General features: G+C 70.4%; 20 protein-coding genes. 10 read left to right on the forward strand and 10 right to left on the reverse strand.

Annotated elements, in window-relative coordinates; all coding sequences use genetic code 11:
- Positions 1 to 2 precede the first annotated feature (2 nt).
- Positions 3 to 2051, forward strand: coding sequence for a cellulase family glycosylhydrolase (locus LX88_RS30140; RefSeq protein WP_258951146.1), 2049 nt, complete (start codon positions 3 to 5; stop codon positions 2049 to 2051).
- Here LX88_RS30140 and LX88_RS30145 read toward each other — a convergent pair.
- Positions 2035 to 2997, reverse strand: a complete 963-nt coding sequence (locus tag LX88_RS30145; protein ID WP_258951147.1) for an alpha/beta hydrolase — start codon at positions 2995 to 2997, stop codon at positions 2035 to 2037. The two genes, LX88_RS30140 and LX88_RS30145, sit on opposite strands and share 17 nt — an antisense overlap.
- 98 nt (positions 2998 to 3095) lie before the next feature.
- On the opposite strand from LX88_RS30145, the gene LX88_RS30150 reads away from it, so the two are divergent.
- Together LX88_RS30150 and LX88_RS30155 are read left to right on the forward strand one after the other, a co-directional pair.
- A complete protein-coding gene (locus tag LX88_RS30150) occupies positions 3096 to 4088 on the forward strand; it encodes a helix-turn-helix domain-containing protein (protein WP_258951148.1) in 993 nt (330 codons plus the stop codon).
- A 10-nt stretch (positions 4089 to 4098) separates the two neighbouring features.
- Entirely contained in the window at positions 4099 to 4890 is a 792-nt protein-coding gene (locus LX88_RS30155; RefSeq protein ID WP_258951149.1) for a GNAT family N-acetyltransferase, read from the forward strand.
- Here the strand turns inward: LX88_RS30155 and LX88_RS30160 are convergent.
- A complete protein-coding gene (locus tag LX88_RS30160; protein ID WP_258951150.1) occupies positions 4865 to 5524 on the reverse strand; it encodes an AAA family ATPase in 660 nt (219 codons plus the stop codon). The two genes, LX88_RS30155 and LX88_RS30160, sit on opposite strands and share 26 nt — an antisense overlap.
- Positions 5525 to 5565: 41 nt before the next feature.
- Complete coding sequence (locus tag LX88_RS30165; protein ID WP_258951151.1) at positions 5566 to 6237, reverse strand: TetR/AcrR family transcriptional regulator; 672 nt, start codon at positions 6235 to 6237, stop codon at positions 5566 to 5568.
- Positions 6238 to 6379: 142 nt separating this feature from the next.
- On the opposite strand from LX88_RS30165, the gene LX88_RS30170 reads away from it, so the two are divergent.
- Positions 6380 to 7666 carry an MFS transporter gene (locus LX88_RS30170; protein ID WP_372511444.1) on the forward strand — a complete coding sequence of 429 codons (1287 nt, stop codon included), beginning with the start codon at positions 6380 to 6382 and terminating at the stop codon, positions 7664 to 7666.
- Here LX88_RS30170 and LX88_RS30175 read toward each other — a convergent pair.
- Together LX88_RS30175 and LX88_RS30180 are read right to left on the reverse strand one after the other, a co-directional pair.
- The gene (locus LX88_RS30175) at positions 7659 to 8606 is read right to left on the reverse strand and encodes an alpha/beta fold hydrolase (protein WP_258951153.1); all 948 of its coding nucleotides are present in this window, start codon (positions 8604 to 8606) and stop codon (positions 7659 to 7661) included. The two genes, LX88_RS30170 and LX88_RS30175, sit on opposite strands and share 8 nt — an antisense overlap.
- An 84-nt stretch (positions 8607 to 8690) precedes the next feature.
- Entirely contained in the window at positions 8691 to 9542 is an 852-nt protein-coding gene (locus LX88_RS30180) for an NAD(+)/NADH kinase (protein ID WP_258951154.1), read from the reverse strand.
- Positions 9543 to 9708: 166 nt separating this feature from the next.
- Here LX88_RS30180 and LX88_RS30185 point away from each other — a divergent pair, with 166 nt between their 5' ends.
- Together LX88_RS30185 and LX88_RS30190 are read left to right on the forward strand one after the other, a co-directional pair.
- Complete coding sequence (locus LX88_RS30185) at positions 9709 to 10326, forward strand: M15 family metallopeptidase (RefSeq protein WP_258951155.1); 618 nt, start codon at positions 9709 to 9711, stop codon at positions 10324 to 10326.
- Positions 10311 to 10631, forward strand: coding sequence for an alanine racemase (locus LX88_RS30190; RefSeq protein WP_258951156.1), 321 nt, complete (start codon positions 10311 to 10313; stop codon positions 10629 to 10631). The genes LX88_RS30185 and LX88_RS30190 overlap by 16 nt, the downstream gene beginning before the upstream one ends.
- 14 nt (positions 10632 to 10645) lie before the next feature.
- Here the strand turns inward: LX88_RS30190 and LX88_RS30195 are convergent, their stop codons facing one another.
- The 3 genes from LX88_RS30195 to LX88_RS30205 are packed head-to-tail and all read right to left on the reverse strand — an operon-like array spanning position 10646 to position 13076.
- Positions 10646 to 10891 carry a WD40 repeat domain-containing protein gene (locus tag LX88_RS30195; RefSeq protein ID WP_258951157.1) on the reverse strand — a complete coding sequence of 82 codons (246 nt, stop codon included), beginning with the start codon at positions 10889 to 10891 and terminating at the stop codon, positions 10646 to 10648.
- A 59-nt stretch (positions 10892 to 10950) separates the two neighbouring features.
- Positions 10951 to 12072 carry an ArgE/DapE family deacylase gene (locus tag LX88_RS30200; protein ID WP_258951158.1) on the reverse strand — a complete coding sequence of 374 codons (1122 nt, stop codon included), beginning with the start codon at positions 12070 to 12072 and terminating at the stop codon, positions 10951 to 10953.
- Positions 12069 to 13076, reverse strand: a complete 1008-nt coding sequence (locus tag LX88_RS30205) for a pyridoxal-phosphate dependent enzyme (protein WP_258951159.1) — start codon at positions 13074 to 13076, stop codon at positions 12069 to 12071. The genes LX88_RS30200 and LX88_RS30205 overlap by 4 nt, the downstream gene beginning before the upstream one ends.
- Positions 13077 to 13145: 69 nt before the next feature.
- Here LX88_RS30205 and LX88_RS30210 point away from each other — a divergent pair, with 69 nt between their 5' ends.
- On the forward strand, positions 13146 to 13376 hold the full coding sequence (locus LX88_RS30210) for a hypothetical protein (protein ID WP_258951160.1): 231 nt from the start codon (positions 13146 to 13148) through the stop codon (positions 13374 to 13376).
- A gap of 116 nt (positions 13377 to 13492) precedes the next feature.
- Here LX88_RS30210 and LX88_RS30215 read toward each other — a convergent pair whose 3' ends face one another.
- Positions 13493 to 14530, reverse strand: a complete 1038-nt coding sequence (locus LX88_RS30215) for a glycosyl hydrolase (protein ID WP_258951161.1) — start codon at positions 14528 to 14530, stop codon at positions 13493 to 13495.
- Between the two features lie 361 nt (positions 14531 to 14891).
- Between LX88_RS30215 and LX88_RS30220 the strand changes: the two genes are divergently transcribed.
- Complete coding sequence (locus tag LX88_RS30220; RefSeq protein WP_258951162.1) at positions 14892 to 15917, forward strand: LacI family DNA-binding transcriptional regulator; 1026 nt, start codon at positions 14892 to 14894, stop codon at positions 15915 to 15917.
- Here the strand turns inward: LX88_RS30220 and LX88_RS30225 are convergent, their stop codons facing one another.
- Positions 15918 to 16058: a hypothetical protein gene (locus LX88_RS30225; protein ID WP_258951163.1), complete on the reverse strand. Its 141-nt coding sequence runs from the start codon at positions 16056 to 16058 to the stop codon at positions 15918 to 15920.
- A 42-nt stretch (positions 16059 to 16100) separates the two neighbouring features.
- Here LX88_RS30225 and ligA point away from each other — a divergent pair, with 42 nt between their 5' ends.
- Both ligA and LX88_RS30235 read left to right on the forward strand, forming a co-directional pair.
- Positions 16101 to 18095, forward strand: a complete 1995-nt coding sequence (gene ligA, locus LX88_RS30230; protein ID WP_258951164.1) for an NAD-dependent DNA ligase LigA — start codon at positions 16101 to 16103, stop codon at positions 18093 to 18095.
- Positions 18096 to 19415: 1320 nt separating this feature from the next.
- Positions 19416 to 19766, forward strand: a complete 351-nt coding sequence (locus tag LX88_RS30235) for a WD40 repeat domain-containing protein (RefSeq protein WP_258951165.1) — start codon at positions 19416 to 19418, stop codon at positions 19764 to 19766.
- Positions 19767 to 19785: the final 19 nt, after the last annotated feature.

Below are 19785 nucleotides of genomic sequence, written 5' to 3' on the forward strand. Positions count from 1 at the left end.
TCGTGTTCGGAAGACGTTTTGCCGCGCTGGCAGCGGGTTTCGTCTCGGTGGCCGCGAGCGTCGGCCTGGCGGTCGTGGCTCCCGCCGCGGCGGCGCCGGGCTGCAAGGTCGACTACGCGGTACCGAGCCAGTGGAACGGCGGGTTCACCGCGAACGTGTCCGTCAAGAACCTCGGTGAGCGCGTCGACGGCTGGCGCCTGACCTGGACGTGGCCGTCCGGTCAGCGGGTGACCCAGGCGTGGAACGCCACCGTCACGTCGTCCGGTGCCGACGCCACCGCCGTCAACGCCGGCTACAACGCGGTGATCGAGTCGAACGGCTCGGTGTCCTTCGGCTTCAACGCCAGCTGGTCCGGCACCAACGCGGCACCGCCGTCGTTCGCCCTCAACGGCGTCACGTGCACCGGCGAACCGGGCACGCCCCCGACCACGACGACCACGACGACCACCACCGGGAACCCGGTGCCGGGCGACGCGATGGCACAGGTCGCGGCGATGCAGCCGGGGTGGAACCTCGGCAACACGCTGGACGCCACCGGCAGCGACGAGACGTCGTGGGGCAATCCGCGTGTCACGGAAGCACTGCTGGACAACGTGAAGGCGCAGGGCTTCAAGAGCATCCGCATCCCCGTCACGTGGGGCCAGCACCAGGGCCAGGACCACGTGATCGAGGCGGCGTACCTGAACCGCGTCAAGGAGGTCGTCGGCTGGGCGCTGGCGGACGGCTTCCACGTGATGATCAACATCCACCACGACTCGTGGCAGTGGATCGCGGCCATGCCGTCGAACCGGACCGGCGTGCTCACCCGCTACAACGCGATCTGGACGCAGCTGGCCACCGCGTTCCGCGACTCACCGGGCAAGCTCGTGTTCGAGAGCGTGAACGAGCCGCAGTTCACCGGCAGCTCGGGTGACGCCCAGAACGCACAGCTGCTGCACGAGCTGAACGCGTCCTTCCGCGACATCGTGCGGCGCTCGGGCGGCAACAACGCGACCCGCCTCCTGGTGCTGCCCACCCTGCACACGTCGTCCGACCAGGCACGCCTCGACGAGCTGGCGACGTCGATCAACGGATTCGGCGACGCGAACCTGGCCGCGACCGTGCACTACTACGGCTACTGGCCGTTCAGCGTGAATGTGGCGGGCGGCACGCGGTACGACGCGACCGCGCAGAAGGACCTGACCGACTCGTTCGACCGCGTGCACAACACCTTCGTCGCGCGCGGCGTCCCGGTGATCCTCGGCGAGTACGGACTGCTCGGGTTCGACCGCCACACCGGCACGATCGAACAGGGCGAGAAGCTGAAGTTCTTCGAGCACTTCGGCCACTACGCGCGCACCAAGAAGATCACCACCATGCTGTGGGACAACGGCCAGCACCTCGGCCGCACATCCTTCCAGTGGAGCGACCCGGAACTCGCCGCGCAGATCAAGTCGAGCTGGACCACCCGCTCCGGCACGGCCTCGTCCGACCAGGTGTTCAGCGCCCGGTCGAGTGCCGTCACCGCCAAGACGATCACGTTGAGCCCCAACGGGACCACGTTCACCGGCCTGCGTCAGGGCACGACGGAACTGGTGCGGGGCACCGACTACACGATCTCCGGCGACCAGCTCACCCTGCCCGCCGCGGCGATGACCAGGCTGAGCGGATCACGCGCTTACGGCACGAACGCCGTGCTCACGGCCCACTTCTCCGCAGGCGTGCCGTGGCGGGTCAACCTGATCACGCACGACACACCGGTGCTGTCCGCTGCGACCGGCACCACGGGCTCGTTCGCGATTCCGACCACCTTCCGCGGCGACCTGCTCGCCACGATGGAAGCGAAGTACGCCGACGGGTCGAACGCCGGACCGCACAACTGGACCTCCTTCAAGGAGTTCGACCGGGCGTTCGCACCGAACTACACCACCGGCGCGACGACGCTGACCCCGGAGTTCTTCGCCGAGGTCAACGACAACGCGCGGGTGACGCTGACGTTCCACTACTGGAGCGGCGCCACCGTCACTTACTACGTCACCAAGTCCGGCAGCACGGTCACCGGGAGTCTGTGACCTTCAGGCCGCGGCGCAACGCGTCCACCTCGTCGGCGAACATCCGGCGTGAGATCTCCGCGCTCTCGACGAGCGAGGAACCGTGGAACGTGCCGGGGTACAGGCGCAGCTCGGTCGGTACACCCGCGTGCGCGAGCCGTCGCGCGTACTCGACGCCTTCGTCGCGCAGCGGGTCGTACTGGCAGGTGGTGACGAACGCGGGCGGGAGCCCGGACAGGTCGGTGGCACGCGACGGGGCGGCGTACGGCGAGACGTCGTCGCCGCCCGGTTCGGTGCCCAGGTAGGCGGTCCAGCTGTAGATCGCGTTGGGACGGTTCCACAGCGGGGTGTCGACGTAGTCCCGCATCGACTCGGTGTCGAGCCGGTCGTCGAGCTCGGGGATGCCGAGGAGCTGGAAGGCGAGCTCGGGGCCACCGCGGTCGCGGGCGAGCAGCACGGTTCCGGCGGTGAGCCCGCCACCCGCGCTCTCGCCGCCGACGCCGAGCCGCGCGGGATCGATGCCGAGCTCGGCGGCCTTGGCCGCCGTCCACCGCAGCGCCGCGTAGCAGTCCTCGACCGGCGCCGGGAACGGGTGCTCGGGGGCGAGCCGGTAGTCGACGGACACGACCACGATGTCCAGCTGGTCCACGAGCTTGAGCACGTGCGCCTCGAACATCTCGACGCTGCCGATGATGAACCCGCCGCCGTGGATGTACACGAGACCGGGCACGGGGTTCTCGCGGCCGGCCCGGCCGTACACGCGCACCCGCACGTCCGGGGCGCCGGACGGACCGGGAGCCGCCTCGTCGCGGACCTCGATCGGGTGGGCCGGCTCGTACACCGGCACGAGGTTCGCCAGCTCCGACTGCTGGGTGCGGCCGGCGACCAGGGCGTCGTAGTCGGTGAGGGTCACCTGCGGCAGCATGTCGAGCCAGGGCAGCAGTTCGGGATCCAGGTCGTAGCTCATGGGACCAATCCTCGGCTCGGAACGGCGGTGCGGGCAGCCGACACGTGGCGGGCGATTCGGCCACTCGGCCAGCCACCTGTCGGGGCTATGGTGACGGGATGAAGGGCCTGCTGCTGAGGTTGTCCGGGCTGGACGCCGACGCCGAGAGCGCGGTGAGGGTGATCGGGTTCTTCGATCGCCTGATCACCGAGCGCGCGGGCCTGGACGCGTTGGTGCGCAGCACCTCCGAACTCGCCGGCTGCCCGGTCGGCCTGCACGCGCCCGGCCAGGGCCTCCTGCTGCGCGCCGACGCCGGAGGCGCCGTCACCGCGGGCCCGGTGCCCGCGAAGGCCTCGGTCCGCGCGCTCGAGGCCGGCGTGGAGGTCTGGGTCGCCCGCCAGGGCGCACCCGCGCCGCTGGACGACATGCTGCTGGAACGGTTCGCGATCGCCGCCGCCGTGCTGCTCGAGCACTCCAGCGTGCCCCTGCCGGAACTGGGCGACCCCGCGCTGGTCGAGCTCGTCCTGTCCGACGGCGTCGGCACGGCGGAACGCTCCCGCGCGCTGCACCTGCTCGGCATCGCCGCCACGGCGCCGTTGCGCGTGCTGGCGGCCACCGCAGAGGTTCCCGGACGGTCGGTGCTGCTGGGCTCGGTGCGTGCGGTGCTGACCACCGAGGTCCCCGAGACGGCCGCCCGGCTCGGCGTCGGCCCGTCGCTGCCCGCGATCGACGCGGCCAGGTCCTGGCAGGCCGCGCGCACGGCGCTGCGGTACACATCGGACAGTGAGCCGGTGGTGTGGTGGGAAAGGCTTGGCGGCCTCGCGCTTCTGGCCGAACAGGTCGGCCTGGCGGACATCACGGCATTGCCCGACGTGTGCGCGCTCGACCGGCTGGCCGCGGAACCGGGCATGATCACGATGCTGGACGTGGTGTGCGCCACGGGTTCGGTGCGCAAGGCCGCGGCGGCGTTGCACCGGCACCACAGCACGATGCCCGCACGGCTCGCCCGCGCCGAGTCGGTGCTCGGGTTCGAGCTCGACTCGGCGGCCGGCCGGTTCCGGCTGCACCTGGCGTTGATGCTGAGGCGGCTGCGGGAGAACACCGCCGACTAGGCTCCCGAGCATGATCGATTCGACCGAAGCGCTGGAGTCCGTGGAACAGCTCACCGCGGGGTGGCGCGCCATGGTGCTGGATCAGAACCCGGACGCCGACGTGCGTGATCTCCCCGGTGTCGCGGTGCGGTGGGCGGACTGCAAGTTCCCCTTCTGGAACTGCGTGACGTTCACCGAGCCGGGCATCGGCGCCGACCTGCTCGCGCAGCGCTTCGCCGAGGCCGCGGACGTCATGCGGACGAAGCAGGAGTTCGGTTTCCTGTGGGTGTTCGAGGACCTGGTGGAGGATGCGGACCTCGACGCGCTGGCCGACCGCGCCGGATTGGCGTACGCGTTCCCCGGCACCGGGATGGCGGGTGACCTGCTGCCGATCCCCGGGCCCTCGCACCCGGAGCTGACGTTCGAGCGGGTGACGACCGACGAGCAGCTGCAGGTGTACGCGGACATCAACTCCCGGGCGTACGGGTTCGGCCTGGAGGCCGGCCGTGACGGCATCGGCGGGTCGGCGTTGTGGAAGAGCGGGGTGCACGCGTACCTGGGCCTTCGGGACGGCGTGCCGGTGACGTGCGCGGGAGCGGTCGAGACGGCCGGGCGGCTGTTCGTGGTGCTGGTCGCGACCGAGCGCGGATCGGAGCGCCGGGGCTATGGCGAGGCGGTGACGCGCAAGGCGCTGTACGAAGCGTGGCGGGCGACCGGGATCACCCGCGCCACGCTGCACGCCACGGTCGCCGGAGCACCGGTCTACCCGCGGATCGGGTTCGAGCCGAACTCGCCGATCAGGTTCTACGCGCTGAAGGGCTAGTCGCGTGATCTGCCCAGCCCCGCGAGAGGGGGAGACGCCCGGATCGGAGCGCGTCGCGCTGCTGGACCACCCAGTGCTCGACCTGGTCCGCGGACTCCGGGACGGCCCGGTCCGTGGTGTCGAGCAGGTGGGTGCGCCACCTCTGGTCGCCGGCAGTCCACCCGGTCCACCGGTGCCAGACCATGTCAGGCCAGCCGCCGGGGACGAGGGCGCCGGGCAGGTGCCGGGGATCCCTGGCGTGCTCGCGGTGCCAGGCGGCCCAGCCGAGGAAAGCGTCCACCGCCGGCGCGTCCCACCGGCCCGCGTCGCGCGCGGTGAGCCTGCTGCGCCGGACCTCGTCGGACACGTCGACCAGGCACACCGCGATGCCGTCCAGCAACGGGGCGCTGGGAGCGGCCAGGACCTCTCCCAGCGGGGATTGCCCGGTGAGCAGGAGGTCGACTCCGCGGTCCTGGTACTCCAGCGCACGGCACACCCACATCTCGGTCGTGCGCTGGCGCCACTGGCGATCGGCGCCCTCGGGCACGCCGGCCTCGTCGAAGTCGTGCACGGCGAGCCGCCCCAGCCGGTCGCCCACGGAGAGGGCGAGCGTGGTCTTGCCCGAACAGCTGGACCCGGTCAGCTTGAGCAGCACCGCACCAGGGTGGCAGGTCAGGACGGTGTCCTCGAAAGGGGTTAGTCGCTGACGGGAGCGTGCCACAGCCCGGCGAGCGCGTCGACCAGTCCGGTCGCGGCCTCGGGCCAGCTCGCTCGCGGGGTCGGAGTGCCGTCAGCGAGAGCGCGCTCACGTTCGGCGATCATGTGGACGAGCAGCTGGCGCGCCATGTCGTGGCGTTCGGCCCGCACGTCGTCCGGGAGGTCGGCGAGGCAGGCGTTCAGGCCCGCCAGGATGCGCACCTGGGACGGCGACGAGCGCGTCTCCTCCACGATGATCGGCCGCAGCGTCGGGTCGGTCATGACCTGCGCGCCGAACCGGGCGAACCAGGTGGGGCTGCCGACCGCCTCGAGGTGCTCGGTGACCGGTCGTACGAGGCAGTCGAGCCAGTCGCGCAGGCCGGGGGAGTCGCCCAGGTCGGAGACCATCCGCTGCCTGATCTCCTCGACGTGCGCGAGGTGCTTGCGCGCGATGGCCCTCACGAGGTCGGCCTTGGTGCCGAAGTGGTAGCCGACGGCGGTGTTGTTGCCCTGGCCGGCCGCTTCGCTGACCTGGCGGTTCGAGACGGCCACGACGCCGTGCTCGGCGAACAGCCGCTCGGCCGCCGTGAGGATCAGCTCGCGGGTGGCGTGCGCGCGCTCCGTTTTGGACTGGCCGTCCACCTTGTTCACCGTCACCTCCGCTTCGGACATCCGGGACATCCTTGCACCACCCGATGTTAAGTCAAGTGACTGACTTAGACTCGGGGACGTGCTCCTCGAAGAAACGCCGCCGGTGACCCGTCCGAACGTCGTCGTGGCCGTCCTGGCGCTGGGCGGCATCACGGTGTCGCTGATGCAGACGCTGGTCATCCCACTCCTGCCGAGGTTCCCCGCACTGCTGGACTCCTCGCCCGGCGACACCGCCTGGGTGATCACGTCGACCCTGCTGGCCAGCGCGGTCGCGACCCCCGTCATCGGCCGGCTCGGCGACATGTACGGCAAGCGCCGCATGCTGCTGGTCAGCCTGCTCATGCTGGTCGCGGGCTCGGTGATCGCCGCGCTGAGCTACTCGCTGGTGCCGTTGATCATCGGCCGGGTGGTGCAGGGACTGGCGGTCGGCGTCATCCCGCTCGGCATCAGCATCATGCGCGACGAACTGCCGCTGGAACGGCTGGCCGGGGCGACGGCGCTGATGAGCGCCTCGCTGGGCGTCGGCGGCGCGCTCGGCCTGCCCGCGGCGGCGTTCCTCGTGGAGCAGAGCGACTGGCACATGCTGTTCTGGACGTCGGCCGCCGCCGGTGTGCTGGTGCTGGTCGCGGTCCTGGTCGTCGTGCCGGAGTCGCCGGTTCGCGGTGGCGGGCGGTTCGACTTCCTCGGCGCGCTGGGACTGTCGGTCGCGTTGATCTGCCTGCTGCTCGGCGTGTCGAAGGCGTCCACCTGGAGCGGCGCCACCACCACGGGCCTGTTCGTCGTCGCGGCCGTCGTGCTCGGGCTGTGGGGCTGGTGGGAGCTGCGGTCGCCGCAGCCGCTGGTCGACCTGCGCACCACCGCCCGGCGTCAGGTGCTGCTCACCAACATCGCCTCGGCGGTGTTCGCGTTCGCCATGTTCGCGCAGTCGCTGGTGCTGCCCCAGGTCCTGCAGCTCCCGGCCTCGACCGGCCACGGACTCGGGCAGTCGTTGCTCGTCACCGGCCTGGTGCTGGTGCCCTCCGGGCTGGTGATGATGGCGACGGCACCGCTGTCCGCGAAGATCTCGAACGCACGCGGCCCTCGCGTCACGCTGATCCTCGGCGCTCTCGTGGTCGCAATCGGTTACAGCGCAGGGGTTTTCATGCTGACCGCGGTGTGGCAGCTCGTCGTGGTCTCGGCCGTCATCGGCGCGGGCATCGGCCTGGGCTACGGCGCGATGCCCGCCCTGATCATGGGTGCCGTGCCGGCGTCGGAGACGGCCGCGGCCAACAGCCTCAACACCCTGATGCGCGCGATCGGCACGTCGGTGTCGAGCGCGGTGGCGGGCGTCGTGCTCACGCAGGTGGGCGTGCCGTTCAGCTTCCAGCTCATCATGGGCCTGGGCGCCGCGACCGCGCTGCTGGCAGTCGTGGTCGCGGCGTTCATCCCCTCGGCACGTCCGGTCAGCTGAAGAACCGCGTGATCTCGCGGGCGACGGTGTCCGGCTGCTCCTCGGCGAGCCAGTGGCCGGACCCGTCGACGCCCACGACCTCGAACTGGTTCGCGACGTTCGGCAGCGCGCCCAGGAACTGGTCGTAGGACGAGACCGAGGCCAGGCCGAGCACCGGCGGGGTCAGCTTGGCGTACGTCTTGCCGTCCGCGATGTCCTGGTGGAACGCCTGGTACCAGCCGTTGCTCGCGCGGATGGCCTCCGGCGAGTTGTAGTTCTGCGCGTAGATCCGCCTCGAGCGCTCGTCGATGGCGGACGGCGTGAACGCGGTGTTCGCGAACAGCCAGTCGATCAGGTAGCGGAACCGGCCGGCCAGCAGTTGCTCGGGCAGGCCCATGACCTGGTTGAACGCGAACCACCAGAGGCTGAATCCGCCCGGCGGGGGCAGCAGCGGGATCTGGTAGAAGCTCTCGTCGGGGTGCAGCACGTCCATGAACGCGACCTTCTTCGTCGCGGCGGGGAAGTTGGCCGCGAAGGCGAACGCGACCATGCTGCCCAGGTCGTGCCCGACGACGTTGACCTGGTCGTACCCGAGCTTCTTGACGAGCTCGTGGATGTCGGTCGCCATCGTCTTCTTGTCGAACCCGCCCGCCGGCTTGTCCGACCCGCCCTGACCGCGCATGTCGACCGCGATGACGCGGAACTTCGTCGCGAGCGCGGGCATGATCTTGTTGTACAGCCACCAGGTCTGCGGCCACCCCGGCAGCAGGAGCAGCGGCTCGCCCCGCCCGCCGGTGACGTAGTGCAGCCGCACCCCGTTGACCTGCGCGTAGTTGTGCTTGAAGCCGGGGAGGTTCGGCTCGGGTGCCGTCCCCCCGGCGTCGGCACCGGCGGTCCCGGTGCCCGCGGCGAGCGCGGCACCCGCACCCAGCGCGAACACCCTGCGCCTGTTCAGCTCCATGTCCCTTGCCCCCATCCGTTGCTCGGCGCGGACATCCGAACAAGCGGCGCTCGAACACGGGTGGAGGTGGGGGGAGGAGGTGCGTCAGCCGAGTTCGGCGGAGTCGGTGAGCCGCAGCTTGCGCCGTGCCCGCTGGTAGAACGTCGTCATCCCGAGCCGCACCACCCGCGCGGCACCGGCACGGCCGCGCAGCGACACCCGCTGGCCCGGCTCGACGTATCCGGCGACCATGCCGTCCACCTCCACGGCCAGGCGGCCGCTGGACGGCAGCAGGTCGAGGTCGACCTCGTCGTTCACCGACAGCACGACGCCGCGGCTGTAGGCGGAGTGCGGGGCGGCCGGGGTGACGAGCAGGGCCTCGACGGACGGGCTGGTGATCGGGCCGCCCGCGGAGAAGCTGTAGGCGGTGGAACCGGTCGGGGTGGCGACGATGACGGCGTCGGCGGCGTAGCTGACGAACGGCTGGCCGGCCACCCGCACGGCGACGCGGGCACTGCCCTCGCCGGGGATGCGGACCACGGCGACGTCGTTGAACGCGGTGACCTCCTGGTCGTTGAAGCGCGCGTCGACGGCGAGGCGGGGTTCGACGGTGAAGTCGTGGGCGTCGATGGCGCTCAGGGCCGCAGGCAGGTCCGGGACGTCGACCTCGGCCAGGAAGCCGAGTTTGCCCAGGTTGACGCCGAGGACCGGGGCTCGTTCGCCGTCGGCCATGCGCATGGCGCGCAGCATCGTGCCGTCGCCGCCGAGGCTCACCAGCAGGTCGGCGCGGCGGCCCAGTTCCTCCGCGGTGACCGGGGTGGCCTCGCAGCGCAGGCGCTGGATCTCGTCGGAGATGCCGAGGATCTCGACACCGCGTTTGGCCGCCCAGCCGAGGACCGCCTCGACGGCGGCGGCGGAGTCCCGCCGCGGGTGCAGCACCAGGCCGGCGGCGTGCACGTCAGATCGTCCTCAGTCGGGTCACGACACCAGTCTGCCGAAATCGCGCGCGCCGTGCGTCCCTCGTCCGAACGGCTGATGTCCACGCCTCCGATTCGGTCGTTCGGCGGGAGGGCGTGGCCTGGAGGAGGAGTCCTACGTGGACGTACGTTCCTAGGTTGGCTGCATGACCATCTTGCTGGCCGATCCGGTCGTGCGCGCCGTCCGCGTCCTTGACAACGGGGATCCTCTGGTGCCGTTGGACTACGCGCCTGGCGTGCTGGTGCGCGAAGGGCTCGCGCGGCGGCTCGACGTGGCCCGCGCGCTGCTTCCGTCCGGTGTGGACCTGCGGGTGGTCGAGGGGCACCGCACCATCGACGGTCAGAGCGCGATCATCGAGCGTTATAAGGCCGAACTGCGCGAGCTGCACCCCACCGCCGACGGGGTCGAGCTCGACCGGTTGTCCAGCCGGTTCGTGGCACCGCTGGCCGTCGCGCCGCACGTCGCGGGCGCGGCCGTGGACCTGACGCTGGTCACGAGGCCGGGTGCGGAGCTGTGGATGGGCACGGAGGTCGCCGCCACTCCAGAGGAGAGCGACGGCGCGTGCTTCTTCGGTGCGCCGGTCGACGACGAGGCCCGCCACAACCGGACGGTGCTGGCCGGTGCGCTGGCCGCCGCCGGCCTGATCAACTACCCGACCGAGTGGTGGCACTGGTCCTACGGCGACCGCTACTGGGCGTTGCTGACCGGCGCGGACCACGCCGTCTACGGACCGGTGGAGGTGCCTGCGTGGGCGCGCGCGTGACGAGCCTGCGCCACGCGGCCTCCGAGCCGGTGCTGCAGGTCGACCTCACCGCGGTGGCCGACAACACGAGACGGTTCGTCTCGTGGGCCCGTGGCGCCGTGATGGCGGTGGTGAAGGCCGACGGGTTCGGGCACGGGCTCGGCGACGTCGCGCGAACGGCGGTGGCCGCCGGTGCCACGTGGATCGGGGTCACCTCGCTGGCGGAGGGCGTGCGGTTGCGGGAGTCCGGTGTGGACGTTCCGGGTCATGCGGCGCGGATCGCGGTTGTTCACCGTTGTTCCTTCAGCTCGCGGCCTCGACCGTGAAGAACCCCCTCCCGCTACAACAGGTGGCGAGGGAAGGGGGAAACATCATGAATGACGAGGTGAAGCTGCCGCGGTCGTCGATCTGACGACGGTCGACGCGGGCAGGGCGGGGTGAGGTCGTCCCTGCGCCACAGCCGGACGTCGTGGCCGGCGCCCGCACTGGCCAGGGTCGCGCCGTCGGGGGAGAACGCGACGGCGTGCACGATGTCGGTGTGGCCGGTGAGCTCGGCGCTGAGAGCACCGGTCGCGGCATCCCACACGTGGACGGCGAAGCCGGTGTCGCCGGTGGCGAGCAGCGTGCCGTCGGGAGGGAAAGAACCTAGTGGCAGAAGGCGGTGATCGTGCCGGTCAGGACCTCGGTGAGCCGGTCCAGGGACGCCAGCTCGACGTACTCGGTGGCCGCGTGCGCGCCCGCACCGTCGACGCCGAACAGCAGGCAGGGGATGCCGGCGCGGTCCAGCAGGGCGCAGTCGGTCCAGAACGGCTCCGCGCGGATGACCGGTGGCCCGCCGAGGTTCGCGACGAGGGTGCGGACGATCTCGGCTTCGGGGTCGGCCTCGAACGGGTCCCTGGCGAGGCCTCGGGTGAGCGTCGCGGTGAAGTCCGGGACGGTCGCGGTCAGGTGGTCGAGGATCGTGCGCAGCTCGTCCTCCGTCTGCTGCGGGGACTCTCCCGGGACCGTGCGGCGTTCGAGGGTGATCCTGCAGGACGACGGGTAGGTCGAGGCCTCCTCGCCGCCGCTGATCAACGACGCGTGGACCGTGCCGGTGCCGAGCAGGTGATGTTTCGGGCCTGTGCTGAGGTCTTGGCCCAGCCGTTCCAGCGCCACGAGGAAGTGGCCGGCCTTGGCGATGGCGTCGATGCCCAGTTCGGGACGTGAGCCGTGGGCGGCCCTGCCTTCGACCTCGACGTCGAACCAGACGAAACCCTTGTGCGCCAGGGTGACTTCGAGGTGGCTCGGCTCGGTGACGATGGCGGCGTCGGCGGTGAAGCGTTCGAGCACTTCTTCCGTGCCGAAGCTGCCGTGTTCCTCGTCGGCCACGCACGCGACGATGACGTCACCGCGCAGCGGGCGTTCGGTGGCTTTCGCGGCGGCGACCATCATGGCCGCGATGCCGCCCTTCATGTCGAACGTGCCGCGGCCGAACATCCTGCCGTTCTCGATGCGCGGGTGCAGCGGGTCGCCGTCGTAGCCCGCGAGGCCGACCGTGTCGACGTGGCCGTTGAGCATCAGGGACTTCCCGCCGCCGGTGCCCTTCCTGACGGCGACCAGCGACGGTCTGCCCGGACGTCGTTCCAGGCGGTGGACCTCGAAGCCGTGGGCGTGGAACCAGGTGGCGATGAAGCCGGCGATCTCGTGTTCGCCGTTGCCGCCGGGGACGAGGTCGGGGTTGACCGAGTCGATGGAGACGAGTTGGGCCAGCAGGTCGCGTGGGTTCACGAGCATCCTTCGGTGCTGATGAGAACGACGGTGTCGAGGTGGCCGAATTCGCCACGCATGGCACGCAGTCCGGCGAGTGGAGCGGCGCCGCACGGTCCTGAGTGGACGTTCTGCGCGTGGAGGTCCTGCATCGCTTTAATGCATTCGGATTCGGAGATGGCCACGGCGGTGTCCAGGCCATTCTGCAGATACGGCCAGGAGGTGGCGGACGGCGTGCCGCAGTTGAGCCCGGCCATGATCGTGTCGCCGGTGGGCACGGTCCTGAGTTCACCGGCTTTCAGGCTTTCGAGGACGCAGGCGGCGCTGTCCGGTTCGACGGAGAGGAGCCTCGTGCGGGAGCCGTGGCCGCGGTAGTGGGTGATCACAGCCTGCGCGAACGAGCCGACGCCGACCGGGACGACGACCAGGTCCGGTTCGCGGTCGAGCTGCTCGTCGATCTCGTGGCAGAGCGTGCCGTACCCCTCGACGATCCAGGCCGGGACCTCCTCGTAGCCTGGCCGGCCCATGTCCTGAACCAGGACCCCGTCCGCCTCGGCGGCTCTGGCGACCGCGTCGTCGTACGTGCCCTCGACCACCGTGACCTGGGCGTTCTCGGCCCGGATGGCCTCGATCGCCGGTTCGGGCACCGTGTGCGGCACGAAGACGTGGGCGCGCTGGCCGCGCAACCGGGCCATGCGCGCGACCGCCCGGCCGTGGTTGCCGTCGGTCGCGGTGGTGAGCGTGACCCGGCCCGTTCGCCGCTCGAGAACGCGGTGAACGGCCCAGGAAGCGCCGAGAGCCTTGAAAGCGGGCAGGCCGAGCCGGGAGGATTCGTCCTTGACGAACAGGCGGCCGATCCCGAGTTCCGCGGCGAGGACCGGCAGTCCGGTCAGCGGAGTGGGTGCGTAGCCGGGCAGCCCGGCGTGGAAGTCCCGTGCCCCGGTGGGCGCGGGAGGACATCGCCAGCTGCGGGCCTCTGGCCGCGAGAACTTCATGCGGGACAGCGTGCGGGTGGTCCGGATCATCGGTCCAGCACATGTTCTCGACGTGTACCGGTGGAAGAATCCGACGAGTTGCGGTGAGGAGGTACTCCGGTGAGCGACGAGGAGCTGATCGTCGAGTTCGCGCTGGTGCGTCTCGACAACCCCGGCCTCGACCTGGAGGAGGTCGCCGCGCTCGTGGTGCGGCGGGTGGGGCCGGAGCGGATGGTCGAGTTCGCCGGGCAGACCCTGGTGCACCGCGGCGAACTGCGGGGAGCGGTGTTCCCGGCGGCCGTCGAGCACGTGCTGCGGGTGGTGCTGGAGTTGCGCGGGCCGCGCGACTGAGCCTCGCCGTGCCGGATTCGATCACCACACCTGAACCCGTCACGACGAGGCCTTCACCGGTAGGCGCCCCGCGCGTGTCTACGTCGAGCTGACTGCTGCCCGGCACCTCGAGCCGGTCACGGTGCGCCTCCGGGAATGGTGAACTCGCCTTGGTTCAGCGTGCGCGGGTGGAAGTAGCCCGCCTGGACCTCCGCCGGGGTGTTGTTGCCGCGCAGTTGTTCCGACCACACCATGAAGTAGCTCCAGCGGGTCTGGCTGTTCAGGAACGCGGCGTTCGGCACCTTGCCGGTCTCGGCGAGCGCGATGGGCTTGCCGCCGGCGATGTTCTGGATCTGCTGGTAGTCGCCGGAGCTGGGGAGTCCCTTGTACCAGACGTCCAGCGAGACCACGTCGACGTACTGAGCGCCGGGGTAGTACGAGGCCCAGTCGGCCGTGGGGTTGTCCTGGACGTTCCACACCCAGATCAGGTTGTCGAGCCCCTTGGACACCAGGTGGTCGTGAGTGATGCGGTAGAGCTTCGCGCCACCCTCCGGCCCCGGCCGGTTGCCCCACCAGTTCCAGGCTTCGTTCATCTCGTGCAACGGGCGGAACAGCACCGGCACACCCGCGTCCTTGAGTTGCCGCAGGTACGGCACCGCCTCGTCCAGGCGGCGCTTCCACGCGTTGCTGAGCGCCGTGCCGTCGGTGACCACCTGGGTGAACTGGGCCTGGCTGATCTGCGTCTTCACGCCGCCCTCGAACTGGCAGGTGCTGCCGCCGGTCGGCGTGCAGACGTGCCAGGTCAGCGCGACGAGGGAGCCGTTGGCCCACTCGGTCTTGGCCTGGTCGACCACGCGCTGCCGGTTCGCCACGTCCTCGGGCCTGAACATCAGGTCACCGCCCCACAGGCCGGGGTACTGGCCGGTGATGTCCTTGACCTGCTGGGTGTACTGGCCGGGATTGTTCGCCGGCTCTTTGTTGTGCTGGCCGGACACGACGTTCCTGCCGGTGATCGAGCTGAGGTAGTTGATCACGTTCTGCCGCGACGACCTGGGGAACGCCTGCGCCTGCGGTGAGACTGCGACGACGACGCCCAGGAAGGTCAGCGCAGCGGCCAGTACAGCGCCGAACCGCTGTGCCCCGCGCCGTTGAAGCGCGGTGGTGGTGTGTCGCACTGGCTCCTCCTCGTCAAACCCGCTCTGCGTTGAGTGGGACTACGTGGCGGCTGCGGCGGCGAGCCGGGTGATGAACTAAAACGCTTAAGCTGCCTTCATGCCTCAAGATAGAGGCGCTACGCCGCAGATGTCTATAGAGCGTTTTAGCAGAGGAACCCGGAACCGGTTCAGCGGTGTGGTCGACGACTGCGGGGCGGGCCGAGGGGAACGCGAGCACGGATGTCCGCCGTGAGCGCTCCCGGAGTCGTGGCCACGCGGCAATTCAATCAAACGCTTTAGTTGTTGTGGGGGAACAGCATGTCCCCGGCCGCTTGATCATGTGCGCTGCTATGTTGGACCCTTCGAGCCGAGGAGGGTTCGCGTGAAGCGGCCGACGATCTCCGATGTCGCGCAACGCGCGGGAGTCTCGATCAGCGCCGCGTCGTTCGCCCTCAACGGCCGGCCCGGGGTCTCCGACCGGACCCGGCAACGCATCCTCGACGCCGCCGATGAGATCGGATGGCACCGCAACAGCGCGGCGCGCGTGCTGTCCGGCGGCACCACCAACGTGATCGGCATGGCGATCCCGCGGCCCGCCACGACCCTCGGCGTGGAACCGTTCTTCATGGAACTGGTCAGCGGCATAGAGTCGGTGCTGGCGGTGTCGGGTTACGCGCTGATGATGCAGGTGGTCGCGGGCGTGGACGCCGAGCTCGAGGTCTACCGGTCCTGGTGGGGCGAACGCCGGGTCGACGGGATCATCGTGGTCGACCTGCGCGGCGACGACCCCCGGATCGCCCTGCTGGAGGGGCTCGCGCTGCCCGCCGTCGTGGTCGGCGGCCCCGCCGACGTGGGATCACTCCCGCACGTCTGGGCGGACGACGCCGCCGCGACCGCCGAGACCGTCGGCTACCTGGCCGCGCTGGGCCACCGCCGGATCGGACGGATCGCCGGCCTGCCCGACCTGCTGCACACGCGGCGCCGCGACGAGGCCTTCACGGAGGCGAGCGCCACCTACGAGCTCGACTCGATCGACATCGTGCACACGGACTACACCGGACTCGAAGGCGCACAGGCCACGCGCAGGCTGCTCAGCTCGCCCGGACGCCCGACGGCGATCCTCTACGACAACAGCATCATGGCCGTCGCGGGGATGTCGGTCGCCGACGAGATGCGGCTCTCGGTACCCGAGGACCTGTCGATCATCGCCTGGGACGACTCGCAGCTGTGCCAGGTGATCCGGCCGGCGATCACCGCGCTCGCGCGCGACGTCACCGCCTACGGTGCCCGCGTCGCACGACTGCTGCTCGACGTGGTGGGGAAGAACGGCGACGCCGAGCAGCGCGGAGTGCAGGTGCCGGCTCCCCGGCTCGTCCCGCGTTCGAGCACGGCACCTCCGCACCGCTGATCACAGGTTGTCGGCGGTCTGCCCGGTCAGCTCGATGACGCGGGTGGCCACGCGGGCACACGGCTCCCCGACCTCGTCGCTGTCCGATGTGGAGCGGCGTTCGACCGGACTCCACCGCGACTCGAGCGGGGCTCCAGGCACGACCGTCCATTTTTGTCGGTGGTGCCCGGTAACGTCCCCTCCATGAGTGCTGCTGGGGATCGGATTCAGGAGCTCGCCGGCCGGATCGTCGAGCTGCGTGACGCGTACTACCAGGGTGAACCGCTGGTGGCGGACGCGGAGTACGACGCGATCGAGGACGAGTTCCGCGCCCTGGTCGCGAAGCACCCGAAGCTCGCGCCGAAGGACAACCCGCTCGACCACGTGGGGGCGCCGTCGGTGCTGCACGCGCCGGTGCGGCACTCACGGCCGATGCTGTCGCTGGAGAAGGCGAACAAGCCCGAACAGGTCGAGTCGTTCTTCTCGCGGTTCCCCGGTCAGCCCGTGGTGGTCATGCCGAAGCTCGACGGCCTGTCGCTGGCGCTGGTGTACGAGAACGGGCGCCTTGCGCGCGCGGTCACCCGTGGGGATGGCACGACGGGCGACGACGTCACGTTCCTCACGCGCGCGTTGTGCGACGGCGTGCCGGACAGGGTCGAGGCGCCGGGGCGGGTCGAGGTACGTGGTGAGTGCGTGATGCTGCGCTCGACGTTCGACACGTACAACGCGGCACACCCGGACAAGCCGTTGATCAACCCGCGCAACGCGGCCGCGGGCACGTTGCGCGCCAAGGACCCGAAGGCGGTCGAGGGCCGGCGCATGCAGTTCTTCGCGTTCGACCTGACGACCGAGCCGGAGAGCGCCGACTCCGACCTCGACGCGGGTCTGCGCAAGCTCGGCTTCAGCGTCGCGGAGATGAAGCACTGCTCCACCGCGGCCGAGGCCCAGGAGCTGATCGGTGGCATCGAGCAGGCCCGCAACACGCTCGACTACGACCTCGACGGCGCCGTGCTGCGCCTGGCGAACCGCGACGCGTTCGCCGCCGCCGGCACCCGTTCGTCGTCCCCGCGCGGCGCCATCGCGTACAAGTTCGCCGCCGAGGAGAAGACGACGGTGCTCAAGGACGTCGTGTGGGACGTGGGCAAGACCGGCAAGATCGCCCCGGTCGCGTGGCTCGAGCCCGTGTTCGTCGGCGGCACCACCGTCACCCGCGCGACGCTGGCCAACCAGGAGGTCATCCGCTCGCGCGGCATCAAGATCGGTGACACGGTCCTGGTCCGCCGCGCGGGCGACGTGATCCCGTTCGTCGCGGGTGTGCTCGACGAGTCGAAGCGCACCGGCTCCGAGCAGGAGATCGTCCCGCCGTCGGAGTGCCCGTCGTGCGCGCAACCGCTGACCGAGCAGGGAAACAGCCGCGAGCTGTTCTGCACGAACGCGGTCTGCCCCGCCCAGACCGTGCGCCGCCTGATCCACTGGTCGTCCCGCGCCGCGGCGGACATCGACGCCATCGGCCAGGTGTGGATCGAGCGCCTCGCCGAGACCGGCGACCTGGTGAACCCGTCCGACTTCTACACGCTCACCAAGGAACGCCTGCTGGAGTTCGACCGGGTGGGCGAGGTCTCCGCGACCCGCATGATCGAGTCCATCGACCGCAGCCGCTCCGTGGGCCTGCGCCGAGCGTTGATCGGCCTCTCGATCCCGATGGCCTCCGAAGGCACCGCGGCCCGCCTGTGCCGCGCGGGCTTCGGCTCCCTGGAAGCGGTGGCCGACGCGGGCGTCGAGAAGCTCGTGGCCGTGGAGGACATCGGCCAGAAGGTCGCCGAGTCGATCAACTTCCACCTGGCCCGCCTTCGCCCGGAGATCGAACGCCTGCGGGAACGCGGCGTCTCCCTGGAGGTGCGAGAAGAGGACCTGCCCCCGGTCGTGGTCGCCGGCGCACCCCTGGAAGGCAAGTCCGTCGTGATCACGGGCTCGATCAGCGACCCGCGCTCCGGCGAGAAGGTCACCCGCCCGACGTTCCAGAAGATGTGCGAACGAGCCGGCGCCACCGCCGCCTCCTCGGTCTCGGCCACCACCGACCTGCTCATCACGGGCGAGGGCGTCGGCGCCAGCAAGCTCACGAAGGCCGAGAAGCTCGGCGTCGAGGTGGTCGACCAGGGCGAGATCTGGACGAAGCTGATCGCCGCCGGAGTCGCCTGACCCTACGAATGCGGGAAGCCCCCACGCTGCCTGGGGGAGGACGGCAGCCTGGGGGCGAGTTGAGGTGGCCGGTGCGGCGGTCGCCTCTCGGCGGTGTGCACGACGCGGTTCCGGGTGAGCGGTGTGCCGCGAGGGCTTCTGTGGTGGGGCCCGGGGACTCGGTCCGCACCGACCGTCTCGTACAACGGCGCGGGGTTCCGTTGTGTTTCCTGGTGATCTGTGTGCTCGCTCACCGGGTGTTGTTGCTGTGCAATGGAATTGCGAGGGAGGGAAGGGCCCTCGGGCCGTCTGGGGGTGTACGGCTCGAGGGCCTTGGTCTGTTGCGCCTTGCGGCCCGTTCCACGCCGACCGCCTGGTTCAGCGGTGCGGCGTAAAGGAAATGCAGTGGTGGGAAGGCCCTCAAGTCGCCGAGGGGGTGTGCGGCTTGAGGGCGTGGTCTGTTGGTCGGTGCGGCGGTCGCCTCTCGGCGGTGTGCACGACGCGGTTCCTGCCGAACGGTATTCCGCGAAGGCTTTGTGTTGGGGCCCGGGGACTCGTTCCGCACCGACCACCCTGTACAACGGCGAGGGGATCCGTTGTGTTCCAGGAGGATCTGTGTGGCCGGTCACCGTCCGCCACCTCGATCTTCCTGCTGGGCAAGAAGATCGAGAAGAACGGGTGGTCGGCGCGGCAGGAGAGGTCCGCGCCGACCGGACGCCCTCGAGCCGTCCGTCGGGGGAGAGTGACGGCTCGAGGGCGAGTTCGGGAAGGCCGATGCGATCGGTCGCCTCTCGGCGAGTTGCTCGACGCGGTACCGGTTGTGCGGTCTTCCGCGAAGGCGATGAGGTGAGGCCCGGGGGACACGGACCGCACCGACCAACACGTATAACGGCCGTGGTGCCCGGAGTGTTTCCGGAATGGGCTGTGGGGTCGCTCACCGCTGTGCCGGGATTCCACTGAACCCTGGTTCGCTGGTACTCCGGGGGAAAGACCAAGTGCGCGTGCAGGCTGTAGACGACGCTACGACCCCTGCGAATGTCTGGTTTCGACCCCTTTGAGGTGACCCAGGCCACTGTAGGGTCTGCTTCGTGAAGGTCGTTGTGCAGGTGAAGCTGCTGCTGGACGCGGTGCCACCGCCGTCTCGACGGCGCCGCACTGGCCACTTTGGACGGTCACTCCGACCGGGTGGAGTCGGTGTCGTTCAGCCCGGACGGCACCCGGCTGCCGCGCTGACCCGCGACCACACCATCTCGATCTGGGACGTCGCTCGGCCGGTTCCGGTGGAGCCTGCTGGAGCTGGAGCAGGGTGCGTTCTCCGGCGGGCCGCACATCGCGAGCGCCGTGGAGTTCACCCCGGACGGCCGCCTGCTCATCTCCACCGACCCGCGGGCGGGCGCGATGCTGTGGGACCTGGCAGGCGACAGAGTGGAACGGCGGGTCAGCACGGGCCAGGGCGACGTGCGTGACGTCGCGATCAGCCTGGACGGCACCAGGTTCGCGACGGCGGGCGCCAACCGGACGGTGAAGGTGTGGGACGTGGCCACGGGTGCCGAGCCGATGACGCTGACCGGCCATTTCGCGCCGGTGGTGGCGCTGGCGTTCAGCCCGTCCGGCGCCGCGCTGGCGTCCGGGGGGAGAGGACGACGCGGTCGTGGTGCGGGGGCCTCGGTACCCGCTCGGGCACCACTCTGACCGGGCACACCGGGCCGGT

It is taken from the genome of Lentzea californiensis (genome assembly GCF_024648825.1).
Taxonomy (GTDB): domain Bacteria; phylum Actinomycetota; class Actinomycetes; order Mycobacteriales; family Pseudonocardiaceae; genus Lentzea; species Lentzea californiensis.

What these genes read in the sequence shown, in the direction of transcription:
- LX88_RS30155 (WP_258951149.1), top strand. Translation starts at nt 4,099, where the DNA reads ATGATCGATTCGACCGAAGCGCTGGAGTCCGTGGAACAGCTCACCGCG.
- LX88_RS30175 (WP_258951153.1), bottom strand. Translation starts at nt 8,606, where the DNA reads ATGGAGCTGAACAGGCGCAGGGTGTTCGCGCTGGGTGCGGGTGCCGCG.
- LX88_RS30150 (WP_258951148.1), top strand. Translation starts at nt 3,096, where the DNA reads ATGAAGGGCCTGCTGCTGAGGTTGTCCGGGCTGGACGCCGACGCCGAG.
- LX88_RS30165 (WP_258951151.1), bottom strand. Translation starts at nt 6,237, where the DNA reads ATGTCCGAAGCGGAGGTGACGGTGAACAAGGTGGACGGCCAGTCCAAA.
- LX88_RS30170 (WP_372511444.1), top strand. Translation starts at nt 6,380, where the DNA reads ATGCAGACGCTGGTCATCCCACTCCTGCCGAGGTTCCCCGCACTGCTG.
- LX88_RS30205 (WP_258951159.1), bottom strand. Translation starts at nt 13,076, where the DNA reads ATGATCCGGACCACCCGCACGCTGTCCCGCATGAAGTTCTCGCGGCCA.
- LX88_RS30145 (WP_258951147.1), bottom strand. Translation starts at nt 2,997, where the DNA reads ATGAGCTACGACCTGGATCCCGAACTGCTGCCCTGGCTCGACATGCTG.
- LX88_RS30185 (WP_258951155.1), top strand. Translation starts at nt 9,709, where the DNA reads ATGACCATCTTGCTGGCCGATCCGGTCGTGCGCGCCGTCCGCGTCCTT.
- ligA (WP_258951164.1), top strand. Translation starts at nt 16,101, where the DNA reads ATGAGTGCTGCTGGGGATCGGATTCAGGAGCTCGCCGGCCGGATCGTC.